The organism is Prochlorococcus sp. MIT 0701 (genome assembly GCF_000760295.1).
In the GTDB taxonomy this organism is placed as follows: Bacteria; Cyanobacteriota; Cyanobacteriia; order PCC-6307; family Cyanobiaceae; genus Prochlorococcus.
Genome location: NZ_JNBA01000039.1, coordinates 247,392 through 271,760, shown reverse-complemented (window position 1 = coordinate 271,760; position 24,369 = coordinate 247,392). Strand labels below are relative to the sequence as shown.

The following is a 24,369-nucleotide window of genomic DNA, read 5'->3' as shown; positions in this document are numbered from 1 at the left end:
CGATGTCAGACATGACGCCCCAGATCAGCATCGACCAACTCTGGAAGGTTTTTGGTGAGCGTCCTGAACGTGCACTGGAAGATCTTTGTCAAAGCATGGATGCTGAGCAGCTCAATGCTCGAACCGGACTCAAGGCTGCCGTACGCGATGTAACGCTGTCGATCTCTAGTGGCGAGATTTTTGTGGTCATGGGCCTTTCGGGTTCAGGAAAGTCCACGCTGCTACGCATGATCAATGGCCTAATCCTCCCAACTGCAGGTGAGGTGACCGTTGACGGCAAGCCGATCAGTCAGCTGGCAGCTGCAGAACTGCAAAAGCTACGCAGCAACAAAATGGCCATGGTTTTCCAATCTTTTGCGCTCTTCCCCCAGCGAACTGCACTCGAGAATGCTGCCTTCGGCCTTGAGGTCGCGGGAGTCCCGCGACAAAAAAGGCTGGAAAAGGCCAGGGAAGCACTTGAGCGTGTTGGTCTTGGTAAGGATCTCGACAGGCTGCCTCAACAGCTCTCTGGCGGCATGCAACAGAGAGTTGGCCTAGCCAGAGCCCTGGCACTTGATCCTCCAATCCTGCTCATGGATGAGGCCTTCTCTGCTCTTGATCCTCTGATTCGGCGCGAGATGCAAGAACAACTGCTGGAACTTCAGGCCGAGAGTCCCCGCACGATTGTATTTATCTCCCATGATCTAGACGAAGCTGTAAGGCTTGGTGATCGCATCGCTCTGATGAAAGAAGGCAAAGTTCTGCAATGTGGAACGCCACGTGAGCTGCTCTGCAAACCCGCCAATGAGCAAGTGCGTCATTTCTTCCAAGATGTTGATGCCGCCTCTGTCATCACGGTTGATACCGTTGCCGAATCACCTGCTTGCGTGATTAATCAAGCAGAGCTGCTGCAACAAACTGACGAATGCTCAAAAGTACAGAAAATGGCCTGCATCATTGATGAACACAATCTCTTCAAAGGCGTCCTTCAGAAGAATGGTGAAATCATCTCTGCAGAGAAAGGACCTGCTTTAACAGCCGAGACAACCATCCGCGATGCCATGGAGCTTGTGGCCAACGTCCCATATCCAATTCCAGTGATTGGATCAGATCAGCGCCTCATTGGCGTGATTAGTCCACGTCGACTTTTGCGCTCGATGATCCTGAGATAATGGATGTGATTGACCAAGTTTTTGCAACCGTCAGCACCGGCCCCGTAGGCGAGGGCATGAGCAGATGCGTGGAATGGTTGCTCAATCATGCGCAACCAATTTTCCTAGTGATTGATTATGCAATTAATGGGCTAGCCGGAGCAATCGAACAGATACTCTCCGTGCCAGCGCCCTGGCTGCTAGCTCCCCTGATCGCCGTACTCGCAGGTTGGCGAGTGAGTTTGAGCTTCGCCATTCTCAGCCTTCTTGGTCTGAACCTGGTTTTGTTCATGGGGCTTTGGCAGCCAATGATTTCAACCCTGGCCCTAGTTATTGCAGCCTCATTACTGGCACTACTAATTGGCATCCCGATCGGCATTTTTTCTGCCCGTCGCCAACACATCTGGGCGATTACCCGCCCAGTCTTGGATCTGATGCAAACCATGCCGGCATTCGTTTATCTCATTCCGGCAGTGATGTTTTTTGGCACAGGGCTTGTCCCATCCACTATCGCAACGCTGATCTTCTCGATGCCACCCGTAGTACGCCTGACGTACCTGGGCATACGACAAGTCCCTGTCGATCTAATCGAAGCCGGGCGCGCCTTCGGTTGCTCAGAACGACAGCTGCTCTGGAAAGTGCAACTTCCAAACGCTCTACCAACCTTGATGGCTGGTGTTAATCAAACCATCATGCTCGCTCTATCGATGGTTGTTATCGCATCAATGATTGGTGGTGGCGGCCTAGGTGATGTGGTGCTAAGAGGCATCCAACAACTTGACGTAGGCCTTGGCTTCGAGGGGGGGCTCGCCGTGGTAATTCTGGCTGTAATCCTGGATCGACTCACACAAAGCCTGGCTGCCTCAAACTTTTCGAGAAAGTCATTGCCGCAGCGCTTTAAAGCCTTTACTAACCTCTGGACTTCCTCATGAAAATGTCTAACAAGTTGCGCAATCTAAGCCTTGTTATCGCTGGAGTGCTGATGACTGGGTTATCGGGATGTTCGAACGCCAAACCAGATCAATTGCGCATCGGCTGGACTGCCTGGGCTGATGCTGACGTAGTAAGCCTGATGGCTGAAAAACTAATCGAAAGCCACTATGAGCAGCCTGTCGAACGAGTTATGGCAGATATCGGTATTCAGTACGACTCTGTTGCTCGCGGGAAGCTCGATCTGATGTTAATGGCATGGCTGCCAAAAACACACGATAAATACTGGCAAAAAGTAAGCGATCGAGTTGTAGATCTTGGCACGATGTACTCAGGTCGCATTGGCTGGGTAGTCCCTGACTATGTGCCAAAACAACGTATTGGCTCCATTAGCGATCTGAGCGACCCAAAAATTGCTAACGAATTCAACAACACAGTGCAAGGGATAGACCCTGGATCAGGGCTGATGCAGGCATCTGAGAAAGCGCTAACTGTCTATGACCTATCGGATCTGAAACTGATTTCAGCGAGTGGTGCCGCAATGACAGCCGTTCTCGATCGGGCTATCAAAGACGATCGATGGGTCGTGGTAACTGGTTGGACCCCTCACTGGATGTTTGCCCGCTATAAACTCCGCTTTTTGAAGGATCCCAAGAGTGTCTTTGGTGGGCAAGAAGGCATCCATGCCATTGCACGCCTAGGGCTGGACAAAGACCATCCCAAAGTGGTCGCCTTTTTCACCCGCTTCAAGCTGTCCGATGGTCAGCTGGATGCCATGCTATTGGATGCTCAGGAGACCTCAACAGATCAAGCCGTTGACAATTACATAGCCAACAATCGCAAGCAAATCGACTACTGGATGAACGGCACTATGCAAGAGCCGAAAGAAAGAAAAGTCAAACCATAACAACCCGCTAAGCTCTTGAGCTGCTTAATCAGTTGACTTCCCTTAGACAATATCTGACATCAAAGAGCTTTCAAGACCAAAGCGAATCGCCTCAGCTGCTTGCTCTTCAAAACTAAGCACCATCAGATCAACGCCCGCCTCCTCAGGATTCCAGGCGTTCTCTGGAGCAGCCTCAAACCAACTGCTAAGCCTTGGGCCAACCATCTGCACCTGAAGGGGTAAGGCTTTGCCCGGTAGCCATAAGCGACCTTTTAGGCGTACAACCTGATGCAATGTTGCCAACTCAGGCAGAAGTGCTTCAACCGTAGCCCGATCAACAGAACCTTCAAAACGTACATTGCCACTCACCATCTCTACATGGTTGTGGTCATGATGATGATGATCATCTTTATTGTGATCGCCATCAATATGACTATCGTCAATTAGCTCATCGTCAACTGGTTTGGGCGAGCTCTTTTGTTGGTAGCCATTGTCTGCAGTACTGAGACCCAACACCACCGCCGGATCAACTTGGCCATGACTGATGGGCATCATTGACGTGCCAAGGCGTACCTGTTCAGCAAGTTCGCTCTTGAGCTTGTGGAGGTCGACATTGGAGACAACATCCGCTCGACTGATCAACACCAAATCAGCAGCTTCCAACTGATCAGTGAACAAGTCCTCAACAGCACTGAGATGATCAAGGCTTGGATCCTCCTGTCGCTGCCGTTCCAGCCCGGCAGGATCCCCAACGGGGCTACCCGCTGCGAGGGCTTCACCATCCACCATTGTGACCACTCCATTTACATAAACTCGAGTTCGTACGGCAGGCCAGTCGAGCGCTTTCAAGAGGGGGCGAGGAAGAGCAAGGCCACTGGTTTCAACGATAATTCCATCCAACTTATCCGCCTGTTTCAGCAAGATCTCCATGGTGGGTAAAAAGTCTTCCTGCACCGTGCAGCAGAGACAACCGTTATTGAGTTCAACGACTCGACCATCCAACTCCTCCTCCGGACAAAAGCCACAGCTACGGATTAAATCGCCATCAAGACCAATCGTGCCAAATTCATTGACCATGACCGCTAAACGCTGCCCCCCATGAGTGAGCAGATGACGTAGCAGGGTGGTCTTTCCAGCTCCAAGGAAACCAGTCAAAACCGTGACGGGCAGACGCTTTGAAATCAAGGCAGGCCTATGCAGGTTGGGGATCAAGAACGACAGCCAAGGCTGTCAAGAGTGTTGGAGCCGCTAGCGGCATTGGTGCCATTTGCTCTGGTGCAAAGCTCATTCTGCTGGCGACGATCAAGCACAGCATTGCTGAAATCAGCTCCTTCAATAAGGGCATCTTTAAATTGGCTCTGCATCAGCATGGCGTTGGTGAAGTTGGCGCCCCTGAGATCGGCTCCATCGAAGCGACTAGCAAAAGCCACCACATTTTCCAAATCAGCTCCTTGCAGATCAGCTTCTTGCAGCTGGCTGCTGTTAAACACTGCTCCACGCAGGTCGGCCTCACTGAGATCAACACCGCGCAGGTCAGCCTTGAGAAAGTTCTGCTCTTTGAGGTCCCGTCCGTGCATGTCTTTAGAGATCTCTTCAATGGCCTGGCCTCCTCTGAATTCAGGAGGGATGATTGCCATCACAGGAGACTCTGTTAAACCCAACACAAGAATCAAAAGGCCGCTAATCAACACTGCTTGATAACGGTTCCACCAACAGGGAGAGAGATTCATGAAACTAGAAAATTGCTATGAGCCAGTAGTTTGAGCAGTCACGTTATGGCAATTGCCGGCCAATCCACGCGTCATGCCAATGACCCTAAGGGTAGTGGTCCCCCCCCATCCACTGATCGCCCACTGGCTCACATTGCTGCGCAACACCACAACACCGCCAGCCCTCTATGCCACAGGCTTGGAGGAACTTGGTCGCTGGCTTACCTATGAAGCCCTGCGGGATTGGTTGCCCCACCGCCGTGAAACGGTAATCACATCTCAAGCAGAGACAGAAGGCACGCTAGTCGAGTACAACGTGCCATTGCTGAGCATTCCCTTGCTGCCCGGGGGGCTTGATCTTTGGCAAGGAGCACGACGGGTGTTACCCAGTTCACAACTATGTCTTGGGGGGGTGCCCGACAACATTGAAACCAATGCCGGAGTGATTGTTTTTGTTGACCAGATTGCTAGTGGTGAACGTTTAGTAGGCATCCTGAAGCTTCTGCAGGCACAAGAAATCGAGGCCCGCCGGCTAAGGGTGATCACTGTTCTGGCATCAAGTCCAGGCCTTAAACAACTTGGCGAAATGATGCCAAACCTCACGATTCACACCGCTTGCATTGACCCCGACCTGACAGATGATGGTGAGATCAGCCCAGGTATTGGTAATCCTGTTTTGCGACTAAACACCAGAACTGAAGGCAAGACCTAGAATTTAAAGACTGATCCAGCATCTATGGGCCAGCATCGTGAGCCGGCAACCGGCAGCCTCACCTCTCTGATCAGCGGTGCCGTACTCGGTGCTGCAGGACTTGCCTGGTGGCTTTTTTCTGAGGCAGAACGCCGCCAACGCAGTCGCCACCAACGAGCCATGCTTCATGCTCCTCGCATGCAGGACGGATCAGAGGCCCTGGAGGCCATCTCTCATCCCCAGAACAACAGCCAGCACCTGGAACATCGAGTGGAACAACTCAATGCCGCCATTGCAGATGTGCGCAAACAGCTTGAAGATCTAGGAGCGAGGACCTGAGTGGTCGTTAGGTTGGCGACTGAGTGCCCCAGTCGCAACCATGCTCAGATCTGCCGCCATCACAAAGGGGAATCAGCGCTCTCCCAACCGAGCCATGCTTCGCGCAGTGGGCTTTGGTGACGAAGATTTCAATAAACCAATCATCGGTATAGCCAACGGTTACAGCACGATCACTCCTTGCAACATCGGTCTTAATGACCTGGCTCGACGTTCAGAAGAAGCAGCCCGCCAGGCCGGTGCAATGCCTCAGATGTTCGGCACCATCACCGTCAGTGATGGGATCTCTATGGGCACTGAGGGGATGAAATACTCCCTTGTAAGTCGCGAGGTGATTGCTGATTCGATCGAGACAGCCTGCAACGGCCAAAGCATGGATGGGGTCCTAGCAATCGGTGGCTGTGACAAAAACATGCCTGGAGCCATGATCGCCCTGGCTCGAATGAACATCCCAGGTGTCTTCGTCTATGGCGGAACGATCAAACCAGGCAAATTGGCTGACTGCGACCTCACGGTAGTAAGCGCCTTTGAAGCTGTTGGTCAGCATGCCAGCGGCAAGATTAACGAAGAGCAACTCATCGCTATCGAGAAGAACGCTTGCCCAGGAGCGGGAAGTTGCGGTGGCATGTTCACCGCCAACACAATGTCAGCCGCAATTGAAACATTGGGATTGAGTTTGCCTTACAGCTCAACGATGGCTGCAGAGGATGAGGAAAAAGCAAACAGCGCAGCCCGTAGTGCTGAAGTGCTTGTGGATGCCATCAAGGCAAATATCTGTCCTCTCGATCTACTCACCAAGAACGCATTTGAAAACGCAATTAGCGTCATCATGGCCGTGGGCGGCTCCACCAATGCAGTTCTGCATCTGCTTGCGATTGCCCGTAGCGCAGGTGTAGACCTTTGCATCGACGACTTCGAGCGCATCCGCCAGCGTGTACCGGTGATTTGTGATCTCAAACCCAGTGGCCGTTACGTGACTGTTGATCTGCATAAAGCTGGCGGCATTCCCCAAGTCATGAAACAGCTGCTCGATGCAGGCTTACTTCATGGAGACTGCCGCAATGTGGAAGGTAAAACTTTGAGAGAACTGCTCAAAGATTTGCCATCAGAGCCTTCAGCAGAGCAAGACGTCATTCATCCCCTCTCGAAACCGGTCTATGCCAAGGGGCATTTGGCGATCCTCAAAGGCAACCTGGCCAGTGAAGGATGTGTGGCCAAGATCAGCGGGATCAAAACGCCTGTACTCACAGGGCCTGCCAGGGTTTTTGAAAGCGAGGAGGCCTGCCTTGCTGCCATCCTCAACAACAAGGTGAAGGCTGGAGATGTCGTCGTTATCCGCAACGAAGGTCCGGTTGGCGGGCCTGGAATGCGCGAGATGCTTGCTCCCACATCCGCCATCGTCGGTGCAGACCTTGGCGACAAGGTGGCCCTGATCACAGATGGACGCTTCAGCGGAGGTACCTATGGTTTGGTGGTGGGCCATGTGGCACCGGAAGCAGCCGTAGGCGGCATGATTGGCCTTGTGCAGGAAGGCGACAGCATCACTATCGATGCCCATCAACTGCTGATCCAACTCAATGTGGAGAAGGATGAATTGGACCGTCGCCAAAGCGCATGGCAACAACCACAGCCGCGTTATCAAACAGGTGTTCTCGGTAAATATGCCCGAATGGTGAGTAGCGCCAGCAATGGTGCTGTCACCGACCAGCCCTGAGCTCTGATCAACTAGCTCTGCTCAGGCAATACCAGCAGTGCTCTCAACCTACGAGCAAACGATTCCAATGGTGCTCCATCCTCAGGTGGCTGACAGCGTTGGCCACTGGTGCCATCCATCCACACGGGATGCTGCCCTTGCCAAAGCATTGGCCGATCAGGCTGATCACACCAAGTCAACATCAGATTGAGATCGTTGCCGCTGCGATAGATCTCAAGTTCAAGGTCGTGCTCAGGAAGCCGGTCACCTTCTCGGTTTCGGCATTCAATACGAACAATGAGATCAATAGATCTAGCCGTTATTAGATCGGGCGTAGATCCATGCTTCTGATCATCGACATCAGCAACATCTGTGAGCACAACAGCATGAAGCCAGGGCTTCAAACAGACATCAGCCGCTGAGGCCACGAGGACCGACCAATTCTGTGCAGTCTGTTGGATTTCATTGCCTGTCAAGGCTCTCAGCTGAATCTAGGAGGTGAAAACATTTTAGGTTATTTCTAAGTAAGATTTGACTATTGATAGGAAGTCAATTGCAAAGCCGGATTGATAATGTATACCCAATAGATTTAATTATACATTTAATTAGGAATAAAAGACCAAAGCCCCTTAAGGTATATGGCCATTGTAGAAGTTAAAAATCTATAATGAATCAGTGAATTGCTTTGAAAGAGCGCAGTAAAACTCGAATCGGGCCAGGGCGAAATTCTGGGTTCAGTTCTCCTGGTTCACCAAACTTAGAATGCAATAATTGCACTTGGTTGATACTTGATGCATTAAAGCGAATCAAGCGCAGAGGCATGGCCAAAGGTTGGGCAAGCACCGTAGGTTTTAGGCTGCTAAATGGGATTTCAATGGTTGTTGTACCAGAAGCCTTGGTCGGCAACTGAGCGACCCATCGCAAACCACCATAAAAACGTTCAGTGAGGCCAACCAGCCCATTGCGAGAGCCGAGTGCAAGCTTGAGGGTGCGCCCTTCGCCATCCACCTCCACCTGTAAGGCTCTATAGCTGGAAAGATCAAGAGGAGTGCTCAACAGGGGTGAACGGCAACTAACAAAGCCGCCATCCTGTTCAACAAGTTCTCCTTCTAGGACCAGGCCCTCGGATGTCAATCGACAGGCTGCCTGGCTGGAGCCGCCCATGATTGTGTCGTTCAAGCTAGACCAGGCGCTGAAGTCGTTTAGTTGAACCTGAACGGAGGCTTGCGGCGGCAGCTCCATGGTGAGGATTACATCTTTTCTTCAAAAGCAAGAGTAAATGATTGAATTGAAAGAGAACCTGAAAATATTTGATTATTTTTAGATAACCTCAGGTTTTAAACGACAGTTTATTTAGAAAAAGTCACCAGGGTCGCAAAACTCCCCCGTAGCAATTTTGTCTCCATCCTCATCCCAGAGAGACAACTTGCCTGATCTTGTATATATTTTCGCATCACCAAAAGAGTTATCGAGAAGTTCGGCTATTTCCCAGTAATCTCCTTTTGGCTTGCCAATTTTTTCGTCGTATCTTTATTGGACTCGCCATTATTATCGTTATCATAATATACTACACCTTTCATGTAACCTTTCTTGTCTACTTCAAGGCTCCATTCATAACTCGCTGAGATCCTGTCCTTCTTCCATTTGAGCAAGAAATCTCCTCCATCTGTACCCCATTCATACTCTGCCTTCCATTCTGCTGATATTGTTTTACCCTTGTTCTTTTTATCAAGTCAGGAACCTCATTGCCTTGAAAGTAAGATGCATCTAATCTGAATTCTATATTTTAGAAAGGCATATAATTGTTTTAATGTTTGCATACTGGCTCCCTGCTTTGAGTCAGTCTTCCTAAGAAGACAGAAGAATGCTAGGTAGAACTGAACTAATACAAGCAACAGTTCTCACCGCTTACAAGTCAGCCGCAGCCGCCTCATCTGCCAAGACCAAAATCGGTGAACGAGGTTGAACCAAACGGGCAGGCGTGCGTTCAGCTGATTCAGCAGAATCCAATAAGCGCTTCAGGGCAACCTGCTTCCCTGCACCACTTACAAGAAAGATCACTTGGCGTGCGGAGCTGAGCACCGGTGCGGTGAGAGTGATTCTCTCTAGTCCCTTTCCTCTGCCGACAGTCGCCCAGCGATCAACAACGGTGGGGGCATCCGTTCCTGGAAAAAGAGAGGCTGTATGGCCATCTTCACCAAGTCCTAAAACCATTAGATCAAACACCGGCGGATCACCTGCACAGGTTTCCTGCACGAGCTTCGCGTAGGCCTCGGCACTGGCCTCAGGGTCTGGCAGCTCCACCGTTGGCACGGGATGAAAAGCAGCCTGGGATCCAGGGCCTTCAGCAAGAAGTGTCCTACGAAGCATGCGGGCGTTACTGGCGTCATCAATGGCATCAACCCAGCGCTCATCGCCAAGGAAAACATCAACACGATCCCAGGGCAGTCGCTCCTGACCAAGCAACCTATAGGCAATAGCTGGGGTGCTCCCTCCCGAGAGAGCGATCTGAACGCGATCACGCTGATCAAGTACCAGATCAATATGAGATGCGATGCTCTGGGCGGCGCGACGTGCCAGAGCCTCTGGGTCGCTCGCTCGCTCAACTTTGTAGGTCGTCATCACGATCTCTTCAGTCCAGCCACTCAGTATGGAAGCTTCCTTCTTTGTCAACCCGCTGGTAGGTATGTGAGCCGAAGCAATCGCGCATGGCTTGCACCAAATTCTGTGGTAATCGTGCCGTGCGATAGCTATTGATGTAATCGAGCGTGCTGCTTAAGCAAGGCACTGGGATACCAGCTTCAGCTGCGCCGGCTACCACCTTTGCTAGTCCCGGTAGGCGACGGTTCACTTGCTCGGCAAACCAAGGATCGATTAACAAGTTGGAAAGCTGAGGGTCTGCATTAAAGGCATCCTGGATGCGCTTCAGCAGACGGGATCTGATGATGCAGCCACCCTTCCAAATCTGCGCGATGGAGGGTAAATGCAAGTTGTAGTTGTATTCAGCAGAAGCTATACGCAGTAGCTCCATGCCCTGCGCGTAACTAGCCATGCAAGACAACACGACGGCGTCCATGAGCGGCGCCATGCCATCTGCGGAACTGCCAAGATCAAATGGTCTGATCGCTGACCCATGCAAAATCTGCTCAGCGGCCATCCTCTGAGGCTTCATCGAGCTCATCACACGGCCATTAAGAGAGGCGTAAATGGTTGGCACTGAAGCTCCTAACTCCAAGGCACTGACAACGGTCCATAGACCAGTTCCCTTCTGGCCTGCCTGATCCATAATTCTCTCAACAAGGTCAGTTCCATCGTCAGGATCCTTGGTGCGCAAACACACTTCGGTGATCTCAACCAGATAAGAAGAGAGCTCTTCTGTGGCATTCCAATGCGCAAAGACATCAGCCATCTGGGTACCGGTCATGCCTCCAACACGCTTCATCAGGTCATAGGCCTCGGCAAGAATCTGCTCAATGCCGTACTCGATACCGTTGTGGACGGTTTTAACGAAATGCCCAGAACCTCCAGGACCGATGTAGGTCACACAGGGACCATCCTCCACTTGGGCAGCCATCTTGCAAACAAGGCTCTCAATCGCCTCATAGGAGGTTTTTGTTCCGCCTGGCATCATGCTCGGCCCTTCAAGTGCTCCCTTAGCCCCACCGGAGACACCCATCCCGATATATCCAAAGCTTTTGCTCTCTAACTCGGCGACACGTCGCTCGGTATCACGAAATTCGGAATTTCCACCATCGATGAGTAGATCACCCTCCTGCAGATAAGGGGAGATCTGCTCAATAACGGCATCAATAGCCGAACCTGCCTTGATCATCATCAGAATTCGACGGGGTCGTTCGAGCTTGTCGACGAAATCTTGAAGGTCCTTGGCACCCTGAATGGCTCTATCCGCTCCACGCCCTTTGAGGAACTCCTCTGTTTTGGCGTAGGTGCGGTTGTAAACGACACTAGAGAAACCATTGCGCTCTGCATTGAGCACAAGGTTTTCGCCCATCACGCCAAGACCGATCAAACCGAAATGTGCCTTGGACATGGCCAGTGAAACGATCAACTGGCGTCAGTGTGACCACAGCAACTCCAATCTGCTGTGATCTGTAGGGCTATGTCAGGGTTGAACCATCCTTGTTGTAAATAAGAAACAGTAGAGATCAACACCAAAATTTCCAAAAAAACTTCTTGGATCTTGTGTTGATTCAGCCTCGGGAAGCATCAAATCACGGTGCCATCAGAAATGGTGGCATTTTTGACCACTACAACGATCCCATTGCGGATGTAGAAGCCCTCATCAGCACGATCGGCTTCCTCAACGTGGTCCTTGTTGACGATCGTGACTTTGTTGCCGATGCGTGTGTTCTTGTCGAGGATCGCACCCTTGACGGTGGTGCCTTGGCCAACGCCGAGCGGGATGCCTCCTCCTTGCCTTAGGAGAGTGCGTTCCTCGGATGATTCATAGAAATCAGAGCCCATTACTAGGGAATCTTGCAAGACCACATCGCTCTCAACTCGGCTACGCACACCAAGGACGCAATGGTGAATGCTGCAGGATTTGAGGATGGATCCCTCTCCAATAATCGATTCCGTGATTTGCGCATCGACCAGTTTGGTCGGCGGTAGATAGCGGGGTCGTGTATAGATCGGGAACTTCTCGTCATAGAAACTGAAAGGTGGATTGGGCTGCTGGGTAAGGGCCAGATTCGCCTCATAAAAAGCTCCTATCGTGCCGATGTCTTCCCAGTACTCATCGAACACATAGCTTTGAAGCCGGTCACCTCGAGCCAGGGCCTCAGGGATCACCTCCTTGCCAAAATCCTTGTGAGAAGGGTTCTTATGCAGCAAATCGAAGAGAGTGGCGCGACTGAAGACATAGATCCCCATCGAGGCGAGATAGGGCTTGTTCCTTGCTGACTCAGCTGACAAGCCAAAGCGAGAGGTGTCGACGGCCATGGCCTTCAGGGATTCACCCTTGGGCTTTTCACGGAACTCCTGGATGTGGCCATCGCTATCCGTGCGCATTAGACCAAATCCCTCAGCCTGCTCTGCATCAACTGGAAGAGCCGCCACTGTGAGATCAGCACCTGAGCGACGATGGTGCTCCACAAAAAGGCTGTAATCCATACGGTAGAGCTGATCACCAGAGAGGATCAGATATTCATCAACATCCCATTCCTGAAACAACCACTGATATTTACGAACTGCATCCGCAGTCCCCTCAAACCATGAAGGACTTTCTGGGGTCTGCTGTGCGGCAAGAACTTCTACGAAACCTTGACCAAAGGCAGCACTGAGGTTGTAGCTCTGTCCAAGGTGTCGATTCAGAGAAGCGCTGTTGAACTGCGTCAACACATACATCTTGTTGATGCTGGAGTTAATGCAGTTGCTGATTGGGATGTCAATCAGACGATATTTGCCTGCAAGAGGTACGGCCGGCTTGGCCCGCATCTTGGTGAGGGGGTAGAGGCGCGTTCCAGCTCCTCCCCCGAGAATGATGGCCAAAACACGCTTCATGCCGCCCCCGCAAATCGGCGTTGCGCAGCAAACTTACCGGACGGTTGGCCATCTAAAGCTGTCTGCTGCGAAGATCCAACAAGACTTCTGCAAATCAAGACGCAACCAGCATTTGGCATAGAACTAACCATCCTCTAGTGGTGGATCTAACTCAAACAAACACGCCACCACACGCAGAGCCTCTTGCCGCTCTGGACGAGCCTGAGGAGCGCGTAGCTGAGTGACGGGGGTATGGAGAATTTTGTTAATGATTCCTTTGCTTAAAGCCTCAACTACTTTGCGCTCACGAGCAGAGAAATCAGGCCCCATACGACTGAGTGCTTTTTGTAATTCCTCTGCACGAATCGCCTCAAGGGTTGCCCTCAAGCGATTAATGGTTGGCACAGCTTCCAGACTGTCCCACCACTCTAAAAACAGACGCGTCTCTTCCTGGAGCACAACCTCTGCTTCTTTGGCCATCTGCTGACGGGCCTCCTGATTACGAGACACCACCTCATGCAAATCATCCACATCATGGGACTCAACACCGGGTACATCGACAACATCTGAGGCGATGTTGCGCGGCACGCCGATGTCAATCAGACGAAGAAAACTGCGGCGCTTGAGCTGCTTGAGCAGAGATGCATCAACAATCGGATCGTCAGCAGCCGTACTGGTGAATACCAGTGAACAGGTACTTAGGCAATGGTTCAAATCATCAAGGGGGCGACACTCAACGGGGAGCTCAGGGAAATCAGCCGATAGATCCTCAGCTCGTTGCAGTGTGCGGTTCAGCAACATCACCCCAGAACAACCTTTCGCCTGCAGATGTTGAAGCAGTAGTCGGCTCATCCTGCCCGCACCCACCACTGCGACCAACTCAGATTCCAGAGTCATCAACTGATCTTCCCCTTGCGCCTGGCCAAGTTTCAGTTGGGCTAACTCCACAGCCGCAGAACTAATTGAGACAGCCCCCGTACCCAGATTGGTTTCACTACGAACTCGTTTGCCAGTACTCACTGCCTGAGTGAGCAGACGGTTAAGAATCGGGCCCATGGACTTGTGCTCCTGCCCCAAGCGCACCATCTTCTTCACCTGGGAAAGGATCTGCCCTTCTCCTAAAACAAGACTGTCCAGACCGGCAGCCACCCTCATTAAGTGGGCGACTGCTTCATCGTGATGAAAGTTGAACAGATGGGGGGAAAGATCTTCCTTTGCCAAACCAGAATGTTGGCCTAGAAAATCACTGATGGCTGAGATACCCCGTTCAGGGTGACGTACCAAGGTGTAAATCTCAAGCCGATTGCAGGTGCTAAGGATCGAAACCTCAAGGACTTGATCGTTGCCGCGAAGAGTTTGCAGGGAGGTCTCCATGGTTTGCTCAGGGATGCTGAGCTTTTCACGGATTTCCACCGGCGCCGTGCGATGACTCAAGCCGACGACGGCAATGTGCATGGAGACGTCCCTTAGATCTTGTCTTGGATGGTTAGCTCAGAGCGATGCTCTTGGCTCCATCCTTGATATGCACGGTATTGGTAAACCGAGCTGTGTTGTCAAGAGTGCTGATCACCAAGCTGCTAGTGCGTGTGCAGTCAGGTTCGAACTTAACGCCATGGAACAACAGTCCATCAGTGATCCCACTACCCGCAAAAACAACATTGTTACCGGAAGCCAGTTCTTCGGCTTCATAGATCTTGTCAACATCAGTAATGCCCATCTCATTGAGGCGGGCAATGTTGCCTTCCTTGGTGTAATCGGCCCACTCACTGGTTTGAGCAATGGCAGGGTCATACACCAGCTGGCCCTGAAAATGACCACCAAGAGCACGCATTGCGGCAGCTGAAATCACACCCTCAGGAGCAGCACCGATGCCCATTAGACAGTGGGTTCCGGTGCCGGCAAAACCACAGGCAATGGCGGCTTGAACATCCCCATCTGAGATGGGTTGAACACGTGCACCAGTGGCACGTATCTCAGAGATCAGACCTTTGTGACGAGCTCGATCCATTACGACAATGGTGAGTTCACTCACGGCAAGCCCAAGACACTGGCTAAGGATGTTGATGTTCTCGGTGGCAGATTTGCGAATGTCCACCTTGCCTTTCGCTGATGGGGGGGCCGCCAACTTTTTCATGTAAAAGTCAGGAGCATTGAAAAGGCCACCGCGATCAGAGGCGGCCAGTACAGCCATCGAACCTCGCTGGTTGTTGGCGCAAAGATTGGTGCCTTCGCAGGGATCCACAGCAAAGTCAACGCCTGGGCCGCTGCCGCTGCCAACCTCTTCGCCGATATAAAGCATCGGGGCTTCGTCGCGCTCCCCCTCACCGATGACGATGCGACCTTGCATTTCGATTTGGCCCATCCGCTTGCGCATGGCTTCCACAGCTGCTGCATCGGCTTCGTCTTTCTTGCCGAGACCAGTCAGATGTGCAGACGCAATGGCCGCTTGCTCAACGACCTCGAGAATTTCCTGAATAAGAGTGCGATCCACTGGTATGCGGCGGTGGGGATGGGTGTGAAGACCAAAGAAACGAGCAGGGCTGGACTGAATTCACGGGTCAGCGTTATACGCTGATCATGTGAAAGGACCCGATGCCGCAGGGGTTCTCGGCTCTAAAGCGCTGCTCACTGTATCAGTGCAGGCAACAACGAGAATGCCCATACAGTCGATTCCTAGAATCGCCCACTCCTCAACTCAGATCGATGAGCACGAAGCCCCTGGTAATTGCACCTTCGATCCTCTCTGCCGATTTCTCCCGCCTAGGCGAAGACGTTAAGGCTGTAGATCAAGCCGGCGCAGACTGGATTCATGTGGATGTCATGGACGGCCGATTCGTGCCAAATATCACGATTGGTCCTCTGATCGTTGAAGCACTAAGGCCTGTGACCAGTAAGCCCCTAGATGTCCACCTGATGATCGTGGAACCAGAAAGGTATGTAGGAGATTTCGCAAAAGCTGGTGCAGATCACATCTATGTGCAGGTTGAAGCCTGCCCACACCTTCACCGCAACCTTGCGCAAATCAAGGATCTCGGCAAGAAAGCAGGAGCAGTACTCAACCCAAGCACACCTCTGGACACCCTTGAGTACTGCCTGGAGCTATGTGATCTAGTACTGATCATGAGCGTAAACCCAGGCTTCGGTGGGCAAAGCTTCATCGACAATCAAGTGCAGAAGATCCGCGACCTGCGTCGCATTTGCGACGAACAGGGTCTCGATCCCTGGATCGAAGTCGATGGAGGGATCAAGGCCGACAATGCCTGGAAAGTGATCGAAGCTGGCGCCAATGCAATTGTGAGCGGATCTGGCGTGTTCAATCAGCCCGACTACGCCGAAGCTATCCGAGGCATCCGTAACAGCAAACGTCCTTAGGGTGTTCTTGTCTGAAGCAAAAGATGCAGCAACAACTGCATCTCCTGCGTATTAGTTTTGCGGGGATTTGTTGTTAAAAAGAATAGATCAACATTAGAAGATTAGGCTTCAAAGAACCAGCCGTAGCTGTGCAAACCAATTCCTAACAGATTCACACCGATATAACAAACAACGATCACAACGATTCCAGCTACGGCAACTAAAGCCGGACGTCGCCCGCTCCAGCCACGGCTGAAACGTGTATGCAGATAGGCCGCGTAAACCATCCAACAAATTAGAGCCCACGTTTCCTTTGGATCCCAACTCCACCAGCTCCCCCAGGCCTCATTGGCCCAAACGGCACCACTGATCAAGCCAAGCGTGAGCAACAAAAAGCCAACCGTAATCGTGCGATAACTAAGGCTGTCTAACTGTTCAGTGCGGCTCAAGTTGATTGAACTCAGGCGCAGGCCATCATTCTGATCCATAGCAGATGTGGCGAGCTTTGCCTGACGAAAGCCACCCGTGCCAATTGAACTGCTGCGTAGCTCCAAAGTTTGCTGGCGATCAGTAAATAGAACCGCCATTGATAAGAAAGAACCAACAAGCAGGGCCGCGTAACTGCACATGATCACGCTCACGTGCATTACAAGCCAACTGGATCGAAGAGCCGGTACCAGAGGAGACGCCTCCTGAAGAGTTTCTGGTAATGCAAAGCTGGCAAAAGCCACACAAAGCAAAGCCATTGGTGTAGCAGCAGCAGAAACAATCGGTGAAGACAAGGAACGCTCCACCAATAGCTGCGCAAGTGTGCAAGCCCAAGCCAGAAAGCAGAGGGATTCATAAAGGTTGCTGATCGGGAAGTGACCCGACTGCCACCACCTCAAAACCAATTGAGCGGTAAGAACCAAATTGGCAAGAGCCACCAAAAGTGTGACAACAGCAGAATTGCTACCTCCTGAAACCATCCAAAAAGAGATTGGGATGGCCAACAGAAGTAGGGCAAATGCAGCCAAACCAAGAGCCAAAACAGGATCCCCTAGCGAGGCGGAAAGCTCAGCCAACGTCACTCCAAACACCAGGGCCTTGCGACAACTCTCTTATTCTGCCGTTGCAGTTCATCGACTGGCCTGACGCAGCAACAGACCGCCACCTGCCAAAGAGATAAAAACAGGGGTCCAGGCTGCCAGCAGGGGTGTCAAAGTGCCCTTAACCCCTAGAGAACTGAAGCTGAAACTAAGCGTGTAATAAGCAAGAATTAATAAGAGACTGATGCCAAATCCCTGGGTCCGACTGGTCCGAGAATTAGGTTTTGCTCCAAGGCTGCTGCCAATCAGGCCAAACACCAGGCATGACATCGGGAAAGTGAATTTTTCTTGGATACGCACCTTCAAACGCCTTGCCTCTTTACGGTTACCTGCGTCGGTATAAATACTTACGGCCTCCATTGCCTGTGCGACCGTCATGTTGTTGGCATCTTTAGGGAGTTTGGCCACACGAATTGGTCCTGATGTTAGGGGGTAGAGATAGCGATCAAATTCAACTGAAGTGGTACTCCCACTTGGCGTGAGAGTAAGGATATTGCCGTCAAAAAATTCCCACATCGCCTCCCGCTCATTCCAAATAGCCCGCTCGGCCTTCAACATCTGAGTAAAACCAAGACGAGACAAATCAAGCACTGTGACATCCTCCATTTCTCCCTTAAGGAATTCCCTTGCATAAAACAACTGAGAAAGCCCTTGATTCCTATCTTCAGCTTCTGCACCAGTAATCGTTCCGAATCGGGAATAAACAACATGTTTGCCTTTCTCTGTAGCAATTGCTTTACCAAGAGCTCGCTTTACCGTCACCTCAGCACTACTATTTGTTCTTGGAACAATGACATCATTGAAGATAAAAGTTAGCCCTGTCATCAATAATGCCAATGCCAATGCTGGAGCAACGATTCGTCTGGTGCTTACACCGAGGCTGCGCAAAGCCGTGAATTCGCTGTTAGAAGAAAGACGGCTATAGGCCAACAAGGTGGCCAACAAAGTGGCCATCGGAAAAGAAATCACCAGAAAGAAAGGCAACTTCAAGCTAAAAACCTGCAATGCAAAATGCAGAGGCAATCCAAACTCAACAATCTTGCGCACCAAATCAAACATCACCCCCACTGAGACGGAAACCACCGTGAAGGCTGCTATGGCAAACAGCAATACGGGTATCAACTCTCCTAAAAGCCATCGATCCAGCAGTGGTATCAGCCTCCACTTGGACGAAGCCCAGCGCCACCACTTCCATGGCCAAGAATCAACGTCTTTCAACTTTCCAAGGCGCCATTTGCTCAAAGCTGAAAACCCTCCCCGAGATAGTGACGCCGCACCAAGGGGTTGATTGCCACTTCTTCAGAACGGCCTGAAGCAAGAATGCTGCCTTCAGTAAGAATGTAAGAGCGGTCAGTGATGGCGAGGGTTTCACGGACATTGTGATCAGTGATCAGGATGCCCATGCCACGCTCCCGGAGGGTATGAATCAAAACCTGGAGGTCCGCTACTGCCATGGGGTCAACACCTGCGAAGGGTTCATCAAGCAAGAGGTAGGTCGGACCTTCTAGTCCTACCGCCAAGGCACGTGCTACCTCGCAGCGACGTCGTTCGCCGCCGGAAAGCTGATAGCCACGACGGTCCAAGAACATGTTGAGATGAAAGTCTTCAACTAACTGTTCGAGACGCTCCCGACGCTGATGAGTTGTTAAATGACTCTGAGAGAGAGCAAGCTCAAGGTTTTGTCGCACGCTGAGCTGCCGGAACACACTTGGTTCCTGAGGGAGATAACCGATACCTAGACGAACTCGATTGGGCATCGGTAAATCCGCCACTGGCTGTCCATCAAGTTGCACCTGCCCGTAATCAGGACGCAACAAGCCGATTACAAGATTGAATGTTGTGGTCTTGCCGGCACCATTGGGACCGAGTAAGCCAACAACTTCGCCTGGATCAAGGCGCAAGGAGACATCTTTTACCAGGTGACGCCCTCCCACGGTGAGCGCCACCTGCTCTAAACAAAGACTCATTGGGCCAAGGGTGCCTCTGACTGATTGTTGGAATCAAGTTGCACAGAAGTGAACACTTGAGCACCAGGCCGTGGGTCGGCTACCGCTTGTTCCTCCTCGAGAAGATAAACAACTCGCTCAGCCTGCATGGAATTTTCACCGTCCCGAATCACATCAACATCTCCGGTAAGGACCACACGATCTTCTTTGCTGAAGTATTGAGCCTGTCTAGAGGTAGCAACGATTCCTCGGGCTGGATAAATGATGCGAACGTTGCCGATGGCGGTGAAAACCCCTGTGACGCTGTCTGCGTTTTGGATATCTGATTCGATTGTGATCAAACCGCCATCTTCTACCGGAGCAGAAGGGCTGCCCTCCTGGCTTAAAACGGCAGGGGTAGACATTCCAACCAACGCTGTCGCTATGGCGAGATGAACTTGCAAACTCCTGGCCATGACGTGAACAAGAGCAGCCAAAGCGGAACGATCGAAATCTTGATGGTTAATTTACTCAGGAACTGAGCTGTAATAGATCAGGCCTGGGACAGTGCACTCGTCGGGATCCTGTCCCTGCTGAAGCCGTTGCAAGCGATTCTCCACACAGGCGCAGAGCTGATCAAGGTCAAGACCCAGGTTTGGAGTTCCTAGAGCTTTTAGACGCCCGAGGCCTTCACCATAAAGAAGGGTTGCCCCGCGACGATTTCCGCGCTGCAAGTGAAGTTGGGCAACAGCAACCTGAAGTACCCCTTGGATGGTCTGGCGTGCTTGACCGGATGTCTCATGCCAAAGCTCCTCAAAGGCGTCATGAGCGGGGTACCAATCGGCATTATTAAAAAGCTCCACGCCTAGTTGAAAACGTGGATCATTGATCAGATCAGTAGGCTGGAATCTCTCCATCAAGAGCCTCAGCGTTTGGCCATCTTCTTGGCAGGCAACTTGCGCAAGCGAATGGACTCTGGGGTGACCTCAAGCATCTCGTCTGGACCGATGTACTCAAGAGCACGTTCAAGGGTCATCTGTACAGGTGTCTGCAAGGTATCGAGTTCTTCTGCACCAGCAGAGCGAATATTTGTGAGTTGTTTGGCCTTGCAAACGTTTAACTCCAGATCCTGAGGCCGATTGTTTTCGCCAACGATCATCCCCTTATAAACCTTGATACCCGGAGAGATGAAGAACTGACCTCGACCCTCAGCATTCTTGAGTGCGTAGAAGGTCGCAGTGCCCTGCTCAAAAGCAATCAGAACACCATTCCGACGAGCATCAAACTCACCCAACATTGGGCGATATTCAAAAAAAGAGTGGCTCATAATTCCTTCACCCCTGGTAGCACGTACAAACTCACCACGGAAACCGATCAACCCTCGAGAAGGAACAACAAATTCAAGCTGGGTGCGACCGTCGTTACCGGCTTCCATGTTCTGCATTTCACCCCGACGCACACCCAACTTCTCAATGCAGGAGCCAACGGCTGCCTCTGGTACATCCATGACCAAGGTCTCAACGGGCTCGCAGGGAGTGCCGTCAATCGTTCGGAAGATCACCTGAGGCTGGGTTACCTGAAACTCAAACCCCTCGCGGCGCATGGTCTCAATCAGGATGCCCAGGTGTAGCTCACCACGTCCGCTAACCGCAAAACGATCAGGAGAATCAGTGTCCTCAACCCGTAAGGCAACATTGGTGAGTAATTCCTTGCGTAAACGATCTCGCAGCTGCCGGCTAGTGACGAATTTGCCTTCTTTCCCAGCAAAGGGTGAATCATTGACGACAAATGTCATCTGCAAAGTGGGTTCATCCACCTTGATTAGAGGTAAAGCCTTTGGTTCATCTGGACAGGCAATGGTCTCGCCAATATTGACTTGATCGAAACCGGCTAAAGCAACGAGATCACCGGCTCCAGCTTGTTGGATCTCAATCCGTTGCAACCCTTCGAAACCGAGTAGTTTGCTAATCCGGCCACGCTTAATGCTGCCATCATCCTTGATTAACGAAGCACTCTGACCATTACGGATAACTCCGTTATGAACCCGGCCAATCACAATCCTGCCCAGGAAGTCTGAATAATCGAGAGTAGTGATCTGTAGCTGAAGAGGTTTGCTCTCATCCCCAACTGGTGGTGGAACATGACGCAGGATGGCATCAAATAGTGGCTTCATTGTTCGACTTTCAGTTGCCATATCCGGCTTGGCAAAACCACCCATGCCACTGCCGAACAAGTACGGGAAATCACATTGGTCATCATCTGCACCGAGTTCAACAAACAGATCGAGGACCTTGTTGACAGCGGTTTCAGGATCCACCCGCGCACGATCAATCTTGTTCACGAACACAATCGGCCGCAGGCCCTGCTCAAGCGCCTTCTTGAGGACGAAACGCGTCTGTGGCATAGGCCCCTCGTTGGCGTCAACGATCAGCAAACAGCCATCAACCATGCCAAGCACCCGCTCAACCTCACCGCCAAAATCGGCATGCCCAGGGGTATCAACAATGTTGATCCGAGTCTCGTCGTAGGTAACTGCCGTGTTCTTTGAAAGGATCGTAATGCCCCGTTCCCTTTCCAAATCATTGGAGTCCATGACACATGTGGGGATAGCCTCGTTATCTCGGAAGATCCCGGACTGAGTCAACAGGGCATCCACCAAGGTTGTTTTGCCGTGATCCACGTGAGCGATAATTGCAATGTTGCGGATCGCCTTGGCCTGGGCACTCATGGGTCAGAGACTTTCAAAAGGAAAAGGGAACGCACACAGGCGTAGTGGCGGAAGGCTATCTCAATATGAGATTCGACTTAACTTCTAGGCCCCTTCCGCTAGCTAATCAAAACTTCTAAGACCGAAAAAATCCTTCTTCAGTTCATTCATTTCAGTTGATGCGCCGCTTCAAAGAGTCTCAGAGCAGAAGCTGAACCCTCAAATCGCCAATGCCAAGGCTCATATGTCACCCCCTGTGGGTTATCAAGGGGAAAGGAAAGGACAAAGTGATAACTAGCTGCATGATCCTGCAGCCAGCGGAACGCCCTAGTGGCTTCGAAGCTCTCAGACAGATTCGCTTCAGGAATCGTCCCGTCACCAAGATCAATGGCATAGCCAGTGCTGTGTTCGGAATAACCTGGAGGTGCAGAGACCTTGGCCCGTTCGGCTGCCGTCTGGTTTCGGTCTGATTTGATTTCAAAAAAGATTTGTTCTTGTAGGTCCTGAGAGCGGTAGCCACTCAACAGCCTCAAATCAACACCATCTGCTGAAGCCGCAGCACGCATGGAACTCAATGCATCAGCCGCTTCCTGATGCAGCTCAATCCCAGGCTGCATGAGAATTCGATTCTGCACTGAGGCTTCTGGATAAGGGAAATGTCCGAGCAGACGTCCGTCAGCAGTAGGACGATCCTGAATTCCCTCAACAGGAGCTGGACCCATAAGCCCAGCAAATAGCCATGGGCCGAACAACACAGCTGTGATGAAACCTCCAAACACCATCAAACAAGCCACCAATAATCCCAATGAGCCACCCCTTGCCCGTCTCTGAGGACGCGACCGACGAGCAACGGGAATGTCATCTCGGCTGATGCGTCGAGCGTTGATTGCTCGAGCCACGAAGTTGATGCAGTGTTATCTAGATCGTAAGGGGGGGCGCCAGGGGGCCCCAAAATCTCTTTCAGGGAAGTAAGTTTTACTTAAGTGATTCCGCGGGGCGGATCTGAACATGCTGCGTGTTGCCGTTGTCGGTGGTGGTCCAAGTGGATCCTGCGCCGCAGAAGTTCTTGCCAAAGCAGGTATCCAGACCTGGCTATTCGAACGCAAACTCGATAATGCCAAGCCTTGTGGTGGAGCGATTCCTCTTTGCATGGTGGATGAATTCGACCTGCCCGAGTCGATCATCGACCGCAAGGTTCGCAACATGAGAATGATCTCTCCATCAAACCGTGAGGTAGACATCACTCTGGACAAGGTTTACAGCGCAGAAGACAAGAGTGAATACATAGGTATGTGCCGCAGAGAGGTCATGGATGCCTTTATGCGAGATCGCGCCGCCAGCCTCGGAACTAACTTGATTAATGGACTAGTCACCAAAATCGACACTGGCTCTAATCGTCAAGGTCCATACACAATCACCTACTCCGACTATTCAACTGGCAAATCCACTGGTGAAGCCAAAAGCCTCGAGGTTGACCTCATTATTGGAGCTGATGGAGCCAATAGCCGTGTAGCAACAGCTATGGATGCCGGTGACTACAACGTCGCCATCGCATTCCAAGAGCGCATCAAGTTGCCAAATGAAGAAATGGCTTACTACGAAGACCTTGCTGAAATGTATGTAGGCACTGATGTATCGCCAGATTTCTACGGCTGGGTGTTCCCCAAGTATGACCATGTTGCAGTGGGAACAGGAACCATGCAAAAAAATCAAACCCTAATAAAAAGCTTACAAAAAGGAGTACGTGAACGAGCTAAGAAACGACTTGTTCATGGAGAGGTGATCAAAGTTGAAGCCCACCCGATTCCTGAGCATCCTCGTCCACGCAGGGTTGTTGGCCGTATGGCCCTTGTTGGAGATGCAGCGGGCTACGTCACCAAAAGTTCTGGAGAAGGGATCTACTTTGCTGCCAAAAGTGGCCGTATGTGTGCTGAACAGATCGTGGAATCGAGTCGGTCAGGTGAATTAATCCCCTCCGAAGCCGATCTCAAGAAATATCTGAAAAAGTGGGATCGTAAATACGGTGCCACTTACACAGTTCTGTCAATACTCCAAGCCATTTTCTACTCGAATGACACTGCTAGAGAAGCCTTTGTCGCCATGTGCGATGACATGGACGTGCAACGCCTCACCTTCGATAGTTACCTCTACAAAAAAGTTGTTGCGATGAATCCATGGCAACAGATCAAACTCACACTGCTAACTGTGGATGCTCTCGCACGGGGAATTTTCCGTAATCCAACAAGCTATAAACCTGTTCCCAGTGCTGTGCGTAGCGACGAAGAAGTGAATGCCATGCTGGCGATCAAAACCATCACCGGCGGTATCAAGGTTGACAACAACAAAGATGCCTTAAAGCAAAATTTGGCATCAGAGCAAGGAGAACGTGACCCTGCTGTTTCAAACAAATCCTAAGCCTGA

General features: G+C 51.4%; 24 protein-coding genes. 8 read left to right on the top strand and 16 right to left on the bottom strand.

The window, feature by feature from the left end:
* The first annotated feature begins 2 nt into the window (after positions 1–2).
* From EV12_RS11565 to EV12_RS11555, 3 genes are read left to right on the top strand one after another with little or no spacing between them, the layout of a single operon-like run.
* The gene (locus EV12_RS11565; protein WP_052039586.1) at positions 3–1,151 is read left to right on the top strand and encodes a quaternary amine ABC transporter ATP-binding protein; all 1,149 of its coding nucleotides are present in this window, start codon (positions 3–5) and stop codon (positions 1,149–1,151) included.
* Positions 1,148–2,062, top strand: coding sequence for an ABC transporter permease (locus tag EV12_RS11560; protein WP_036915438.1), 915 nt, complete (start codon positions 1,148–1,150; stop codon positions 2,060–2,062). Before EV12_RS11565 ends, EV12_RS11560 begins: the two co-directional genes overlap by 4 nt.
* On the top strand, positions 2,059–2,967 hold the full coding sequence (locus EV12_RS11555) for a glycine betaine ABC transporter substrate-binding protein (protein WP_036915436.1): 909 nt from the start codon (positions 2,059–2,061) through the stop codon (positions 2,965–2,967). Before EV12_RS11560 ends, EV12_RS11555 begins: the two co-directional genes overlap by 4 nt.
* Before the next feature lie 42 nt (positions 2,968–3,009).
* Here EV12_RS11555 and EV12_RS11550 read toward each other — a convergent pair whose 3' ends face one another.
* Both EV12_RS11550 and EV12_RS11545 read right to left on the bottom strand, forming a co-directional pair.
* Positions 3,010–4,128, bottom strand: coding sequence for a GTP-binding protein (locus EV12_RS11550; protein WP_036915761.1), 1,119 nt, complete (start codon positions 4,126–4,128; stop codon positions 3,010–3,012).
* Positions 4,129–4,154: 26 nt separating this feature from the next.
* Positions 4,155–4,676, bottom strand: a complete 522-nt coding sequence (locus EV12_RS11545; RefSeq protein WP_036915433.1) for a pentapeptide repeat-containing protein — start codon at positions 4,674–4,676, stop codon at positions 4,155–4,157.
* Positions 4,677–4,749: 73 nt separating this feature from the next.
* On the opposite strand from EV12_RS11545, the gene EV12_RS11540 reads away from it, so the two are divergent.
* From EV12_RS11540 to ilvD, 3 genes are read left to right on the top strand one after another with little or no spacing between them, the layout of a single operon-like run.
* Positions 4,750–5,367, top strand: a complete 618-nt coding sequence (locus EV12_RS11540) for a uracil phosphoribosyltransferase (RefSeq protein WP_036915432.1) — start codon at positions 4,750–4,752, stop codon at positions 5,365–5,367.
* A gap of 24 nt (positions 5,368–5,391) precedes the next feature.
* A complete protein-coding gene (locus EV12_RS11535; RefSeq protein WP_036915430.1) occupies positions 5,392–5,685 on the top strand; it encodes a hypothetical protein in 294 nt (97 codons plus the stop codon).
* Positions 5,686–5,725: 40 nt separating this feature from the next.
* Positions 5,726–7,396, top strand: a complete 1,671-nt coding sequence (gene ilvD, locus EV12_RS11530) for a dihydroxy-acid dehydratase (protein WP_036915428.1) — start codon at positions 5,726–5,728, stop codon at positions 7,394–7,396.
* 11 nt (positions 7,397–7,407) lie between these two features.
* On the opposite strand, the gene EV12_RS11525 is transcribed toward ilvD, so the two are convergent.
* From EV12_RS11525 to glpX, 7 genes are all read right to left on the bottom strand, one after another.
* The gene (locus tag EV12_RS11525; RefSeq protein ID WP_081939938.1) at positions 7,408–7,851 is read right to left on the bottom strand and encodes a hypothetical protein; all 444 of its coding nucleotides are present in this window, start codon (positions 7,849–7,851) and stop codon (positions 7,408–7,410) included.
* A gap of 196 nt (positions 7,852–8,047) precedes the next feature.
* Positions 8,048–8,617: a CIA30 family protein gene (locus EV12_RS11520; protein WP_036915426.1), complete on the bottom strand. Its 570-nt coding sequence runs from the start codon at positions 8,615–8,617 to the stop codon at positions 8,048–8,050.
* 666 nt (positions 8,618–9,283) lie between these two features.
* Entirely contained in the window at positions 9,284–9,997 is a 714-nt protein-coding gene (gene pgl / locus EV12_RS11515; RefSeq protein ID WP_036915424.1) for a 6-phosphogluconolactonase, read from the bottom strand.
* A 10-nt stretch (positions 9,998–10,007) separates the two neighbouring features.
* Positions 10,008–11,426: an NADP-dependent phosphogluconate dehydrogenase gene (gene gndA / locus EV12_RS11510; protein ID WP_036915423.1), complete on the bottom strand. Its 1,419-nt coding sequence runs from the start codon at positions 11,424–11,426 to the stop codon at positions 10,008–10,010.
* A 176-nt stretch (positions 11,427–11,602) separates the two neighbouring features.
* Positions 11,603–12,898: a glucose-1-phosphate adenylyltransferase gene (locus tag EV12_RS11505; protein WP_036915421.1), complete on the bottom strand. Its 1,296-nt coding sequence runs from the start codon at positions 12,896–12,898 to the stop codon at positions 11,603–11,605.
* Between the two features lie 123 nt (positions 12,899–13,021).
* Positions 13,022–14,332 (bottom strand): glutamyl-tRNA reductase, encoded by a 1,311-nt coding sequence (locus EV12_RS11500; RefSeq protein WP_036915418.1) that lies wholly within the window; start codon positions 14,330–14,332, stop codon positions 13,022–13,024.
* A 31-nt stretch (positions 14,333–14,363) separates the two neighbouring features.
* Entirely contained in the window at positions 14,364–15,368 is a 1,005-nt protein-coding gene (gene glpX / locus EV12_RS11495) for a class II fructose-bisphosphatase (protein WP_036915416.1), read from the bottom strand.
* A gap of 212 nt (positions 15,369–15,580) precedes the next feature.
* Here glpX and rpe point away from each other — a divergent pair, with 212 nt between their 5' ends.
* Positions 15,581–16,249 (top strand): ribulose-phosphate 3-epimerase, encoded by a 669-nt coding sequence (gene rpe / locus EV12_RS11490; protein ID WP_036915413.1) that lies wholly within the window; start codon positions 15,581–15,583, stop codon positions 16,247–16,249.
* A 101-nt stretch (positions 16,250–16,350) separates the two neighbouring features.
* Here the strand turns inward: rpe and ccsB are convergent, their stop codons facing one another.
* The 7 genes from ccsB to EV12_RS11455 form a co-directional block, all read right to left on the bottom strand.
* Entirely contained in the window at positions 16,351–17,307 is a 957-nt protein-coding gene (ccsB, locus tag EV12_RS11485; protein ID WP_036915410.1) for a c-type cytochrome biogenesis protein CcsB, read from the bottom strand.
* 39 nt (positions 17,308–17,346) lie between these two features.
* Positions 17,347–18,558: an LptF/LptG family permease gene (locus tag EV12_RS11480; protein WP_036915407.1), complete on the bottom strand. Its 1,212-nt coding sequence runs from the start codon at positions 18,556–18,558 to the stop codon at positions 17,347–17,349.
* Positions 18,555–19,283, bottom strand: coding sequence for an LPS export ABC transporter ATP-binding protein (gene lptB / locus EV12_RS11475; protein ID WP_036915406.1), 729 nt, complete (start codon positions 19,281–19,283; stop codon positions 18,555–18,557). Before lptB ends, EV12_RS11480 begins: the two co-directional genes overlap by 4 nt.
* Positions 19,280–19,717, bottom strand: a complete 438-nt coding sequence (locus tag EV12_RS11470; protein ID WP_036915405.1) for an LptA/OstA family protein — start codon at positions 19,715–19,717, stop codon at positions 19,280–19,282. Before EV12_RS11470 ends, lptB begins: the two co-directional genes overlap by 4 nt.
* 51 nt (positions 19,718–19,768) lie before the next feature.
* Entirely contained in the window at positions 19,769–20,158 is a 390-nt protein-coding gene (locus EV12_RS11465) for a DUF309 domain-containing protein (RefSeq protein ID WP_036915403.1), read from the bottom strand.
* 8 nt (positions 20,159–20,166) lie between these two features.
* Positions 20,167–21,969: a translational GTPase TypA gene (typA, locus tag EV12_RS11460; RefSeq protein ID WP_036915401.1), complete on the bottom strand. Its 1,803-nt coding sequence runs from the start codon at positions 21,967–21,969 to the stop codon at positions 20,167–20,169.
* A 146-nt stretch (positions 21,970–22,115) separates the two neighbouring features.
* Positions 22,116–22,847 (bottom strand): M15 family metallopeptidase, encoded by a 732-nt coding sequence (locus EV12_RS11455; protein ID WP_036915399.1) that lies wholly within the window; start codon positions 22,845–22,847, stop codon positions 22,116–22,118.
* 109 nt (positions 22,848–22,956) lie between these two features.
* Here EV12_RS11455 and chlP point away from each other — a divergent pair, with 109 nt between their 5' ends.
* Positions 22,957–24,363 carry a geranylgeranyl reductase gene (gene chlP, locus EV12_RS11450; RefSeq protein ID WP_036915398.1) on the top strand — a complete coding sequence of 469 codons (1,407 nt, stop codon included), beginning with the start codon at positions 22,957–22,959 and terminating at the stop codon, positions 24,361–24,363.
* Positions 24,364–24,369: the final 6 nt, after the last annotated feature.